The 13,366-nt window shown below is 59.7% G+C and carries 10 protein-coding genes; 4 read left to right on the forward strand and 6 right to left on the reverse strand.

What is annotated here, in order from left to right:
• The first annotated feature begins 64 nt into the window (after nucleotides 1-64).
• Nucleotides 65-2,107, forward strand: a complete 2,043-nt coding sequence (locus tag DM816_RS13560) for a recombinase family protein (protein ID WP_246001930.1) — start codon at nucleotides 65-67, stop codon at nucleotides 2,105-2,107.
• Nucleotides 2,108-2,114: 7 nt separating this feature from the next.
• Here DM816_RS13560 and DM816_RS42500 read toward each other — a convergent pair whose 3' ends face one another.
• The 6 genes from DM816_RS42500 to DM816_RS13580 all read right to left on the reverse strand — a co-directional run bounded on the left by DM816_RS42500 (nucleotide 2,115) and on the right by DM816_RS13580 (nucleotide 7,995).
• The gene (locus DM816_RS42500; protein ID WP_162907429.1) at nucleotides 2,115-3,866 is read right to left on the reverse strand and encodes an anti-phage protein; all 1,752 of its coding nucleotides are present in this window, start codon (nucleotides 3,864-3,866) and stop codon (nucleotides 2,115-2,117) included.
• Complete coding sequence (locus tag DM816_RS45785; RefSeq protein WP_425455241.1) at nucleotides 3,856-4,530, reverse strand: Cap15 family cyclic dinucleotide receptor domain-containing protein; 675 nt, start codon at nucleotides 4,528-4,530, stop codon at nucleotides 3,856-3,858. The genes DM816_RS42500 and DM816_RS45785 overlap by 11 nt, the downstream gene beginning before the upstream one ends.
• Nucleotides 4,467-5,354 carry a nucleotidyltransferase-like protein gene (locus tag DM816_RS42510; RefSeq protein WP_162907431.1) on the reverse strand — a complete coding sequence of 296 codons (888 nt, stop codon included), beginning with the start codon at nucleotides 5,352-5,354 and terminating at the stop codon, nucleotides 4,467-4,469. The genes DM816_RS45785 and DM816_RS42510 overlap by 64 nt, the downstream gene beginning before the upstream one ends.
• Nucleotides 5,355-5,435: 81 nt before the next feature.
• Entirely contained in the window at nucleotides 5,436-5,954 is a 519-nt protein-coding gene (locus DM816_RS13570) for an NUDIX domain-containing protein (RefSeq protein WP_117210581.1), read from the reverse strand.
• Between the two features lie 24 nt (nucleotides 5,955-5,978).
• Nucleotides 5,979-7,157 (reverse strand): helix-turn-helix domain-containing protein, encoded by a 1,179-nt coding sequence (locus DM816_RS13575; protein ID WP_162907432.1) that lies wholly within the window; start codon nucleotides 7,155-7,157, stop codon nucleotides 5,979-5,981.
• Between the two features lie 544 nt (nucleotides 7,158-7,701).
• Complete coding sequence (locus DM816_RS13580; protein WP_117210583.1) at nucleotides 7,702-7,995, reverse strand: helix-turn-helix domain-containing protein; 294 nt, start codon at nucleotides 7,993-7,995, stop codon at nucleotides 7,702-7,704.
• Between the two features lie 331 nt (nucleotides 7,996-8,326).
• Here DM816_RS13580 and DM816_RS13585 point away from each other — a divergent pair, with 331 nt between their 5' ends.
• From DM816_RS13585 to tnpC, 3 genes are all read left to right on the forward strand, one after another.
• A complete protein-coding gene (locus DM816_RS13585) occupies nucleotides 8,327-9,451 on the forward strand; it encodes a hypothetical protein (protein ID WP_117210584.1) in 1,125 nt (374 codons plus the stop codon).
• Nucleotides 9,452-9,829: 378 nt separating this feature from the next.
• Nucleotides 9,830-10,990, forward strand: coding sequence for a hypothetical protein (locus DM816_RS42515; protein ID WP_162907433.1), 1,161 nt, complete (start codon nucleotides 9,830-9,832; stop codon nucleotides 10,988-10,990).
• A 190-nt stretch (nucleotides 10,991-11,180) separates the two neighbouring features.
• The gene (tnpC, locus tag DM816_RS13590) at nucleotides 11,181-12,629 is read left to right on the forward strand and encodes an IS66 family transposase (protein ID WP_117210585.1); all 1,449 of its coding nucleotides are present in this window, start codon (nucleotides 11,181-11,183) and stop codon (nucleotides 12,627-12,629) included.
• The last annotated feature ends 737 nt before the right edge of the window (nucleotides 12,630-13,366 follow it).

A 13,366-nucleotide genomic window follows, 5' to 3' on the forward strand; every position in this document is an offset into this window, starting at 1 on the left:
CGAGAAGCATTGCTTTGGGCTGCCCAACGAGATGACAACGGCAATAGCCCTGGGGAGGGTGGAAATGACGGTCGCGATGATTGACGACGTGTCCGGCTCCGAGCTTGACGTCATGGACTGGCTGCTACAGATCGCCGACAAACACAGCGCGGACGACGACCTTCCAAGCATCGTGCCCGTGGCGTTCGTAGCCCGAACCTCCGATGAAGACCGGCAGGACCCGACGCTGTCGATTCCACGCCAGTTGGAGAGTGTCCGGGTTGGCCTGCCGCCTGGCTTCGTCATCGTGGCTCACTTCTACGATGTTGAGTCGGGTCGCACCGCACTTCATCTACGGGGCCATGGAGATGCGCATAAAGCCTTCGACATCCCAGTGCCCCGTGACGGGGGCATCGCCGACATGCTCGCCGAAGCGCAGCGCGCGGACCGCCGATTCGTAGCCGTCGCATGCGAATCGGTCGAGCGGATCGCGCGTATCACCTACTACGGAACAAAAATCGAGCATGAACTCGAACAGGCCGGCGTCGCCCTGCTCGCGGCCGACGAGGGGATAGACGCCAATGCCGTCCGCCGCCAAGGCGGCGGGCCGAAGAATGCCACATCGGTTCTGACCCGAAGGGTCAAGCAAGCAATTTCCGAGTGGTACGTGCTGCAAATGCTTGACCTGTCATGGAAAGGCTTTAAGCAGCACGTGGCCCAGGGATGGAATATCGGCAAGCCGCCCTACGGATATCTCAAGGAAGTACACCCACATCCGGTCAAGGCCAAGCGGGAGGAAGGACTTACCAAGCACCGCCTGGTTATTGACCCAGATCGTGGGCCTGTGGTTACGCAGATTTTTGCCTGGCGGGCCATGGAACGCTTGTCGTACCAGCACATCGCGGACCGGCTCAACACGGACCTCGACCGGTACCCGCCGCCCGTCCCGGTGAAGCGGGAGACGTACAACACCGCGATCGGGGCGTGGACCCCCACGGCGGTAAGGGAAGTTCTCGATAACCCGAAGCACACCGGGTACATGGTCTGGAACCGCCGCAAGCGTTCCCGGCCAGAACGCGGTGTCAAGGGACGCGTCAACCCGCCAAGCGAGTGGGTGTGGTCGCCTCAGCCGACCCATGAGCCCTTGACGACGCGCGCCTACTTCGATGCGGCCAGTCCAGTCGGTCGCTACCGGCAGGGGTCACGGTCAAAGGCGATTGCCAACCCGCACCCGCAGACCGAACGTACCTACCGGTACCGCTCGTACCTGTTGTGCGACCTGTGTTCGCGCCGGATGTTCGGCAAAACCCGGCGCAGGATAACCCGCGCCGACGACACCTACTACGCATGTGTGACCAAGCGGGAGCACCACAAGACTGAAGCCTGGTACGCCAGGCACCCGGACGCATTGACGGTACGCGAGGACGCTATCGACCCGTTCGTCGCCCGGTTCTTCAACGAGCGAGTCTTCGGGCCGCACCGGCTGACCTACCTGGAAAGCCCGGTCGATGAGCCGGTGCGGTCAGACCACCAAGCGGCAGCTGCGGTCTACGCCAAGCAGCTCGACGAGCTGGACGCGGCCAACAAGAACCTCATCCTGTCCCTGCAACAGATGACCAGCACCGGTGACGCCGAGATCGACGCGCAGTGGAGATCGCAACTGCAAACTCAGTTCGCCGAGAACAGCAAGCGCAAGAAGGCCGTCGCCGCCGAACTGGAGGCGCTGGCCAAAACGATCAGGCAACCGACCCAGGTTCGGCGGGACATCGTCGACCGGCTGCCACAGGTGAGCCTGGACGTTCTCGATCTTCCAGACGAGCAACAGCGGCAGCTCTTCGACGCGTTCCAGCTGGAGATCCGGTACGACCGGCACCGCCAGCAAATCACGATCAAGGTCGCCATCCGTGCCGAGATGATCGACTCCATCGGCCGGGCCACCGTCAGCCTCGCGGGCCAGGTGCCCAGCATTCCGGGCCAGCGGCGGTCGACCGAGAACGAGACAACAGATCGGGCGGGCGCACCAGCGCCCGCCCGGCAATCCGTTCCCATGTTTGACGTGCACCTCATCGGGGGTCTTTCACACCCTGATCATGAAGTGCGCCTTCTATTCGAAACGGTCAGGGGGTGAGTCATATTCAGAGCCAGTAAGTGGCGTTCATGTCCGGATCTGGCGTCAAGTCGGCTTCAATCACTTCAATCATTGTATTCTCCCGGCGCCACCGACTAACGGCATCTCGTGCTTGGTTGGCTCGGTTGCATTGGTCGGCAGACAAGTAAAACCGAAACGCTTTAACCGCATCCCAGGCATCAGACACGACTGCAAGATCTGGCGGCCTCTCGGCTGCAACCCTTACGTAGTGTTCTACTGCGGCTGCTACCGAACTTTGCTTTACCCTGGGCTCAAGGCGCGGTAGCACATCAATGCTGCCGTCAGCGCTGTAAACGACAATGACCGCTGGGGGCGGATCACTGTTCAAGTACCGAACTGCGTTGTTGAAGCGGCTTCCCCGAGCTGGGTCGCCTTTACCGGCCGCTTGTCCGTCTAAGATTACTCCGATTGCGTGGCAGCGACCCTCGCCATCCACAAGAATGGCGCCGTCCATCGCGGTGAGCTGGCGTACCAGATCATCAGAAAGCAACGTCGGTTCGACTGCCCATGCTTGTGGAGAGAGCCGACTAGCCTCGCCTGCCGCGTTACTAGAAACAACCAGCATGGCGCCGTGATCATTTTCGGCGACGACTTGTGCAAGGCGTTCAAGGATATTCGCATCCGCACCTGGAATTAGGCGCTCAACTGCGTCTTTAAACGCATCCACATCCAACACATGTGTGGGAAGTTGCGCCAATCCGTCCCGGACGCTAAGGAGTCGAGTTTGGCCATGCATCAAGTCCCATGCACCGCGGCCAAGTATTGAGACGCCGAAGACGGTTTCCGAAGATTCGTCGTAACCATCACGCACGCGTCCAAGGCCGTACACTTTTCCACTCATGTCGAGCTCTGCTACGAGAAGCTCGGACGCCGCACCCCCGGCCTCCATAAGCTTTCGAACTGCCCGCATATGCCTTATCTTAATAGGCTGCTTGAGCTGAATGAGGACCTCGACCGCCTTATCATCTTGTTTGGCCAAAACCAATTTACCGATACCGAATCGGCCTTCATATGGCAAGGCAGAAATCGCGCTTAAGATTCCGTCGATGTCGTTGCCGAACCAGAAGCCAGCACAGATGAGCACGGTACGAACGAATCGTTCCGTGGCACTCCGAACGACCTCTGTACTGGCCGCGCCAAGAGCATGAAGGTTGGAACCCGCATCAGGAAGATAGAGGGTGGTTGCAGCTCGATGCAGAATGTCGTCAATTAACGCATGAACCAGCGAGGGTGTGACGTCAAACCTCTCACGCCTGGTCGTCCGCAGCTGCGGTACATTTTCAAGTGCCTCCGACCAGATCCCAAGCACGACATGAACCTCGTAATCCGCGATGCGGCTCGAGTAGCTGGTGAAGTACGTCCGTCCGGTACCCGCATGGTGCTTGCGGAACACCTCCGAAATAGCTTCTGCACGCATTTTGTCTCGCAATGCCCTGTGTCGAGCTTCATGGACATGTCCCGCGCTGTGCCAAATAGTACTTTCGGGGTTTGCCGCATAGAGCTCCTCTGAACGCGCGGCAACGTTGGCAAAATCAGAAGGCGCATAAGGCCCAGTTTCTGGTTCGACACAGACGTCGAAAGCGTGTTGGCCAGCAACCCTAAATCCAACAAGGAAAACGATAGGGTCACCGCTGAAGCCGATGGCCTCCAGCGCTGCGTTAGCTGCGAATCGCACACTCGTTCTGAAATGGGCCTGATAGCCCCACATAAACTGATTGATTGTCCTTCTATGAGGCATAATCTAGGCTCTGGGCACTCATGAAACTACCGGCAATCTTCTTCGAGTGGCCAGAGGTCTGAATACGACCGGTTGTTCCCCGTTCTGTCCAGTAGTCACCAGCTAGTGACCGGCGTGGCGATGTCTCAACGAACAAACTTACAGCACCGCGATGCGGAGGGTTTCCGTCCCGGTTGGGTGCATGTGCCTCGCTGCGGTATGTGTACCATAATGAGGGTCGGCCACCGCCTTTAACAATGTCAGCACTTGTTGAGGTCGAGTCGGACCCTGGGAACAGGACCTCGACACACATCGTCGTGTAAGTCTGGTGGATGACTATAAAGCATTCTGAAACAAGCGGCTGCCCATCATCTTTCAGCCAATTTGATCTAAGTTCGGCACGCCAGGTCCCTCTGATGTTGGGCCGCTTAACTATCCATTCTGGAAGCCAGCGCCAAGCAAAGACGTCGAAAGCCAAGAGAAGGAGGACGACGAGTGCTGCGATGACGCCTACATATTTCAGCCAGAGCTTATCAACAGGCACGCCAAGGATAAACGCCAACGCAACCCATATGGCAGCTGCCATGAATACAATTCCGCGTGCCCACGCGCCACTTGGCATTAGATAAGCTCCAAATACTTCAATGCGGCTAAGGCAAACTTGTCCGCCTGAGCTTCGTCCCATTTCTGCGTTGGACGAAAGAGATACTTGATACCGTTGGTTTCAAACCACTTATCCTGTGTTTTGTAGCTGTCATGGATCACGTGAAGCGCCTCGGAGATTCTGGTTGTCCACGTTGGATTGTTATTAAAGATTCGGTCGGGCAGGTTCCATACCAGAGATTCTATTAAGAACGACGGTATATCGGCGGTTGCGCCAGCCCTTACCATCTCATTCTCGAGGCGCTTAAGAATCCGAACAATCCTTTTATATCTGCGTTGGGTCGCATCATTCTTTCTTATGCCTTCGGCTAGATGCTGCCGCGGGTAGTTGTGTATCTCCCCACCGCTATCAGGTCTTATCCGTATGCCCTCAAATCGGCCCTGTCGGCTTGTGTGAGATACGAGCGTCTGACAAACTACAACGTCCGCCTTCAGGCGCTGTCGCGAACCCTCTATGTGGATCGCCTTATCTCCTCGAATCACGGCACCTCGCCCAAACTGCCTGGCCAGGGCGAGTTCGACGTCGTTCTTAAAGCGATTTAAGTCGTAGCTGCCGGTATAGGGAGTGATGCCAACGTCGTCGAGCGAGAGACCTTCGGCACCATGGATGAACTCGTGATTGGTGATTCCGGTAAGTTCGACAGCTATGTCGACGTCGCTATCTCGAACGACGTTGGTGTGGTTCGGATATGATCCTTTGGCATAGACGTCAAAACTCTGCCCATCAAAAGACCAATCGGCCAAAGCGGCGTTTATCGCCGATTTGGTCCATTCGTAGCGAGCGTCTTCAGTATCACTTGCTTTTGATGTCCAACTAAATAGCGTTGCTTCGTCTCTTCTCGGCATCTTGTTCTTCTCGATATCTGTCTACGAAGTATATTGTCTCCACTTTATGCGAGAACGTCAATGATCTTGTAGGTCGCTCGCTTACGCCGTGCTGCCGTCCCTGAGGTAGGTCGCAGTGTCGGCGTTCGCTGCTTTCAGCGCCCCTTCGACCCTCCGCCACACGTACGGCCGCAGCAACCGCTTGGCCTCCTCCTCCGTAACAAGGCGGTATTCGTTGAGCTCGCCGCTATCCAGCCGGATCGCAGCCTGCTGCTCTGTCGTCAGCACACCGCCGTCGAACACGAACATCAAGGAGTCATCCCACGGCCCGTGCGGCGCCACCCAATCCACGACGAGCAGCCGGCCGCCGTGGTACTCAATGCCCAACTCCTCGCGCACTTCCCGTATAGCAGCATCCAGCGGCGGCTCGTTAGCTTCGGCCATACCACCGGGCAAATCCCAGTCCGGCTTGTAGTTCGGGTCGACCAGCAGGATCCGCCCGGCTTGGTCACGGAACAACACGTCAGCGCCGACGCGCTTGCGGGCCTGGGTGCGGTTGCCTTCGGCCAGGAGGGCGTTCCACGCCTCGGGGTCGCGTTCGTAGAGCGGTGGTTCGGTCAAGGTCGCCAGGCCGTCCCCTTCAAGCTACGAGCTGGCGATCCCCAGCCTCTGGTGACGGGCGGCCAACTCCGGTTGGAGCAATTCTAGGAATGCGGCGACGTCATGGTTACGGCGGTGCCCGTCAAGCTGGCGGCCCAGGCGGGCGAACTGATGGAGCAGCGGAGACGAGCTGACGCTGACGGTGGAGTCGAGCGCCTCCCGGCCTGCGTGACACGCCTCGTCGATCTTCCCCTCGGCGATCAGGACGGAGGCTAAGCTCAGCTGAGCGAAGCCGCGACTGCGTGGCCGGTCGGCAGGCCGCACGGTGAGCACCGTCTCGGCGGCGCGCTTGGCACTCTCGAACTGGCCGAGTGCGCGAAAGCAGCGGGCGGACTCCATGGCGAGTGCCGCGTGGTCGAACTGGCTGGTCCACGGTGAGGCATTCGGGTCTGGTTCGCGTTTCAGGGCTTGTTCGGCCGATTTGAGCTGTGCCGTGCACTCCTTCTCTTGGCGTATGGCGGCGAAGCCGCGGGCGGCCATAGCATGTAGCCGGGCTTCGACATCGCGATTCGGCCGGCTGACGGTAAGGTATACGCCTCCGCGTCGAGCGTAGGCAACCGCCGCTGCGGGCTGCCCGTGTTGGTTCGCGACATGGCTGAGCCCGATCATGACATCTGCCGCCAGTTCGGTATCGCCTGCCGCCACGGCCAGCCGGAGCGCGCGGTGGAAATGCCGGTTGGCCGCGTCGTCACGCCCCGCCTCGTGTGCCATCCAGCCGGCCACTTGAGTGAGTCCGGCTGCGGCGGCGAAGAGCTTTTCGTCTTCCTCGACCCCGCCGAGCAAACGCGGTGCGACGGTCTGCTTTAGATAATCCGTCATCGTGGCGTAGAGCTGCCCGCCGCCAGCTTGTCGGTCGGCGAGACGGAAGGCGTCCATGACCGCCATGTCGTCGTCTGTTTGCTCCGACGTTTGCGGTAGTGGGAGTGCCTGAAGAAAGGGCGTAAGTGAGTAGCGGCCTTCCGACCTGTCGCTCAACAGATCATTAAGCGCCTCGACGGAAACCTTGAGCGCCATGGCAAGGTTCGACCGCTGCCAGGGCTGCGGTTCAGACTGACCGTGTTCCCAACGGCGCACCGTCGAGACGTCAACATGGAGTTGTTCCGCCAGCACCTCTTGGGTCAGGCCAACGGTCCTGCGTCGCTGGACGAACCGAATCCGTTTCATGCGAGCGCCTTTCGTGTCTGGATCACGTCTGGTATTTGAGGACCATTGTTCAGACCAGGGCGTACTTGGCAACATCAATGCGCGGCCAACGCGCGGTCGACGTTCTGTTCGCTACTACCGGAAGCCGGCAGAGTGATCCGTGACGGCGGGATGGGATGCCGCGAGAAGCCCTCAACTCCCGTGGCCGGGAACGGCTTTTCGCGGCCCGACTGTCCCGCTGTCGCCCCAAGGCCGACGGCCGGAAGGAAGAGAGGTCATCTACAGGTTCCCGATATTTCGGCCTTCCGGTCGGCGGCCTTGATCCCGAAAACGCCGGACTCTAGGTGACGCCTAGGTCTCTGGGGTTCGACGCGAAGGGAACTCCCTTGGTGGTGATGACGTATCAACGATGAGGGTGTGGCAGCTCCGCATTGTCACGATCGGGAAGATCGGCGTCAGGCATGACGGCGAGCAACCTGATCGATAGCCACCAAGGGTACGGAACCGAGGCTCTGGAACTCCCGCCTGGAGCCTCGGTTCTCATTGCATGATCCCGCCCCGCGCTTCACGCGGGGCCAGTCCGCTTGCGCTCTTCCGGCTTGGGCGCGGGTAAACCTTGGACCAGTTCAGCTGGGTCCACTTGGAGGCCGGCGGCCAGAATCAGGATGTTGTGCAGCGTCAGGTTGCGTCGACCACGCTCGATCTGGCCGACATACGACCAGTGGAGTTCGCAAAGGTCTGCGAGCTTCTCCTGGCTGAGGCCGAGAGCCTCGCGGCGGGCGCGTACGCGCTGGCCGAATGTCTCGGTGGCTTTGGATACCGGCGTGGCGGTGGAGTCCGAGTTGGGCTGCTTTGTCATAACAGACCCAAGCTCATACGTCTTAAGCTTTAGAATCCAGAGACGATTGACCTTAAGACTCGATGCCTCATGACTGTACATCTTGGTTAATTATGTCTAAGCTGGCTTTCAACCCCTTGAGCCACAGGTGGATGGAGGTGATCGACAATGACCTGCATGCGTAACGGCGGTGGCGACGGTGGCGGCTACACGCGGCCGGGCCGCTAGACCCACAAAGCACCTCCGCACATAAGCAACTCGCAGCGAGCCTGGCGGTAGGCCAGGCTCGCTGCTGTTCGAAGCGGGCGCTCATATATTTACGATCCACAATATGTGCTATATTGATCTTGTAATGAACACGCCGCTCAATCGGCTTTACAAGACCAAATTGGCACTGCTCGCCTGGATAGCGCTTGCTGTCGGTGCGGGACTATTGCTCTTGGCTGCGTGGGCTCCTTCGGTAGACAGCTGGGCCTGGATCGCGCGGCTTCCGGTTGCCACCATCGGCGAAACATTGCTTGGCATCGGGCTCATTGCGATCATCTTTGAGTTCATCAGCCGCCAGGACGCCGAGGAGCGCGACAACGAGCGGCTGCGCACCATCCTGCGGGAAGAGGCGCCGGCCATCCGCGATGCGGTGGTGGAAGGCTTCGCGTTCACGCCCGAATCGCTGACGAACGTCGCCTCACCGGAAACGCTCGACCGTGTGGTGGAAAACTGCCTGGCGCTCAGGCTCGGGGACCGCACGCTTGCCGCAGAGGTATACAGCGACATCCGAAAGCAAGTCGTCCAAGCGCCAACCCGGTGCTTCGACGCCAAGGTTGGAATCACCCTGACCCCGTGGTCCGGCGGTCCGAAGACCGGCCCTGGCTCGATGTTCGAAGCGACCATTCGCTGGGAGTACGAAGTCGAACCCCTGACCACGCCGATGCGCTTCTCCTGCGTCTCGAACGAGCAGGAATACCGCGAACTCCTGCAGGACCCGACCTCGACAACCACCTGGTACTTTGCCCCGTCGTCCCAATTGGATGCCGCGTCGCCTGAGGTGTTCGAACTGTTGCACTTCAGCGTTGACGGGCACGAACAACGAATCCGCCGCACGAGCCGCAAAGGCGCGCAGGTCTATACCGTCCAAGCCGGACCAGAGCTTGAGGCGAAGAACCGGCACAAGGTGTCGTATGCCTTCCGGGTGCTGGTTCGGCGCGAAGGGCGGCTACTTCACTTGGACATTGGCCGGCCAACACGCGGGCTCAACCTCCAGCTGTCCTATGGCGGCTGTGGAATCCAGGCGGTGAAGGTCGTGGACCACATTGCCAGTGCTACGCGGCCGCAGATCTCACGGTTACCGGCGACCGCTCCAACGCCTTCGGTCTCACTGGCCTTCGACGGCTGGGTGTGGCCGAGGAGCGGGGTGGGGTTTGTGTGGACGTTAAGTACTCACAGGAAGAACAACCAGCGAACCGAAGAACATGCATGACAGTAAGAGCGAAAGGGCAAGCTGTTCGGCATGGGACACGACGGCTCACTCCGTGCAGCCTGATGCACCAAGGGGCGGGCATGATTGGGCAAGCGAGAATGCGAATGAGGTAAGCATTGGACGACCACCTAAGGGCGTAGGGAATGCTAGAACCTGAAGCCGCTGCCGATACAACCATTCAGGGAAGGTGTGGCAGCCGCGCCGTTGAGAGGCGGCGGCTTCGAGTCATTACGCGGGCGCAACGTTCTGGATCGAAAAAGGTAGTTGGATTGGATGATCCACTTCGTCGCTTTGTGTCCTTGATTCGACAGCTTTCAGCCCTCTTCTATCTGCAGCGAGTTGACATAGTGTGCTCTGCGGAGATTACGAGGAGCGACTATGCCACGGACACGACTGGTCTACCTAGTTGTAGCAATTGTTGGCCTTCTGCTGATCACGTCTGCAACATTCTTAATCCTCTGGCCGAACATATCGTCGTCTACCGGCAAAGACACTTACGGGTACATAACTAGGAACGAGTTTGTGCTTATGCACGGTTCGCACGAGGTCGTACGTGTACCTCGGCGGTTCAGCGACTTCGATACCCGCGAGAACAAGATTGTTTGGACGCACAGCGGACGATACATTGCTTTCTTTACCGAGGGACTGAAGGAAACTGCGGCACCTGAGCGGGAGCTCTATGTAGTTAACACCAACTCTGGCGAAGTGAAGGTGATTAAGTGTCCGGGATGTACTGACATCACGCCCGTTGGGGACGACGACGTTTTGGCAATGTTGTGGCCAGACGTCTCAAAATTCACAAGGTTCCACTTCGCGACTGGCATGTCGTCGGGGCTAGAGCTCGCTTTTTACTTTGATGTGGATGATTTTATAGGAAGTTCTCAGAACTATATAGCCACACGCAAAACTCACCGCTCTCCAAGGCATGAACAGGGTTTCGAGCTGACGCCACTAGACGGGTCGGGTGGGCAGAGCATCGGCAATTACCCGTCAGCCAATTCATACATCTTTGGAGCAGTCACAGAGGCGGCAGGAAAAGATAGGCCGACTTTTGCTTTCGCCACCAGACACATTCCCGGCGGCTGTCAGGCCACCTTCTCAGTTCACGTGACACAATTGAAAGGCGATACTTTCGAGACTGACATAACTGCTATAACTCCTGTCGGGACCACACTCGGTGAGGATAGCGGGTTTATAATCCAGGATCTCTGGTGGGGCCGAGACGGGAAGCTACGTGCATCCGTTACTGCGTGGACCTGTAGTGTCAAAGGTGCGCCTACCGCGACGAAGATGCCTGCTGGCTCGACCGTATGGAAACTCGAACGTCAGAAATGGACTATAGATACGGCGGCGCCAACTGGCCTTGCACGAGAAGTCGGCTCGAAAAACTATATTTCGTTGAACTTTCCTAACTGTAGACCGTCAGAGGCCAACGAAGATGCCTGTGACATGGGTTTACTTGGCTACCACAATAACGGTGCAATGATACAAATCGCGGAAGATGTACTGGAGATTTCAAGTCCGACAATCTTCAGGTAATTAAACACTGCCGGCCTAAGCTGCAACCTCGATCATCCACACTGCGCCTGGAAGGCGATAACCTGAACTCGGTCAAGGCTGCAGGTATCCATTCAGGCCCGTGCCTGATCCAGATGTCTGATTCGGGTGGGGTGCGCCTGATTTCGGTTGTGTGTGGGTCGATGGAGTACGGGTTCCTATTGTTGGCCGTGTGTCCGATCCCGACGACGGTCTGAGCCGCGAGGAGCTGCTTGCTGCTTTGGCCGAACGTGATGCGGTGATCGCCGTGTTGCTGGCCGAGATCGAGGCGCTCAAGCGACGGGTGGGGATGGACTCGTCGAACTCGTCCATGCCGCCCGGATCCGATGGGCCTGGGGCTCGGGCCAAGCGGGCCAAGCAGCGTGAGAAGAAACCGTCGCCACGGGCTCGTGGTGGGCAGGCCGGGCATGAGGGCCGTAATCTGCAACGGGTGGCCCATCCGGATCGGGTCGAAGTGGTTGCGCCGCAATGTTGTGATGGCTGCGGCGAGAGTCTGGCCGGCCGTGCCGGACGGGTCGTATCGACGGTTCAGGTGTTCGACACGCCGCCGGTCAAGCTGGAAGTGACCGAATATCAGATGATGGCCGTGCCGTGTGCCGGCTGCGGTCAGGTGACCCGCGCGGCCGCACCGGCTGGTGTGGCCGGGCCGTGCTGTTACGGGCCCAACGTGCGTGCGGCGACGGCATTGCTGGCGTGCAACGGGCACATGAGCATCGAGCGGGCCGCCGACCTGATGGGGGTGCTGCTGGACGCCCCGGTGTCCACGGGGTTCACCGGCGGCCTGGTCGCCCGGCTGGCCGACGCGTTGACCGGCTTCGAGACCGTGCTCAAGGACGCGCTGCGGGCGGCACCGGTGATGCACCATGACGAGACCCCGGCCCGGGTCGCCGGTGATGACGATGACCGGCTGCTGTATGTGTATACGGCTCGTGCCGACAAGCTGGTGTGGTTCGGCGCGGCGGACAACCGCGGCCACGATGCCCTGGACGGCTTCGGGATTCTGCCCGGCTACCGGGGCACGCTGGTGCGTGACGATTATCCCGCGTATGCCAAGTACGACAAGGATTTGAAAGCTGTGCAGCTGTGCTGCGCGCATCTGTTGCGGTCGCTTCGTGGCATCGGCGAACTCGACACTGACCCGTACCGGGTGCAGCGAGGCTGGACCGAACCGGCCGCCGCGGCGCTGTCCGACGCCAGAGCGGCGGTGGCCAAAGCCAAAGCCGGCGGCGCGGTCAGCCTGGACCCCGAGCTGCTGACCGACCTGCGGGAGCGCTACGACAAGGCCGTGACCTGGGGCATCCTGACCAACCGGCACCGCGACTGGCCCTCCGGTCGCCATCCCGGCTACACCCTGGCAAAACGCTTACAGGACAAGGCAACCCAGGTCTGGCGGTTCACCGTCGACTTCGCCGTGCCCTTCACCAACAACCCCTGTGAGCAACCCCAACGCATGGTCAAGCTGCAGATGAAGATCGGCGGCTGCTGGCGCAGCGTGCGCACCGCCGCCCGCTACTGCCTCGTGCGTTCCTACCTGGCCACCGCCCGCAACCACGGCATCCACCCCCTCGACGCCATCCGCAACGCCCTGGCCGGCAACCCCTGGCTACCCCAAACCGCCTGATCAGTCACAGGCCTGAATGGATACGTGGCACGGACTACAGCAGCCCGAAGACGGGTGAATCGTCTCCTGATTACGCTAATAGGCACGGAGCATCCTTTCTAATCTGCGTCGCTGAGTGCAAAAGGGAGAATGGGCCCTATCAAATATGCATGGTCTTAAATAAACGTCAATGAAATGGTAAAGACAACTACACAGGAAACACGAGAACCGTGTCCCACCAAGAGGGACACGGTTCTAATGTCGACAGTATGGTGGCCCTGGCTTCTCATAGCCGGCGAGTTGAAGCCGATGTCGCCCGGCATGAGGCCGACGCCTGGGATGGCGAAGCTCGAGGAGCCGATCTCGAGGAGGCGCGCCAGCGAGTGCGCCGCCGGCCGGGACAGCCACCCCCGCGCCGCCAGTCGTCGGGTCGGCAACTCCACGCTGGGACACGTCCACGGCCTGTGTTGAGCGGCTGCGGCGAGCGATGGCGGCGCACGGATGGGGCAAAGCCTAAGGTGCCACGTATCCCGGTGGCTGATGACGGCGGGGAGGAGTTGCCAGGGGCGGCCGGAGGATTTGGGGGTGGGGTGGTGGAGGTGACTAACCGACTATGTTGTGTCCTTGATTCGACAGCTGTCGGCCGGCTTTGGATCGGAGGGAGTTGACATAGTGGTTCGTCGACGCGTAAGCGAGGAGCGAGTATATTGCGGAAACAAACGACGTTAGCGGTAGTAATCGCTGTCGGGCTGCTTGTC

The organism is Allorhizocola rhizosphaerae (assembly GCF_003426775.1).
GTDB lineage: Bacteria > Actinomycetota > Actinomycetes > Mycobacteriales > Micromonosporaceae > Allorhizocola > Allorhizocola rhizosphaerae.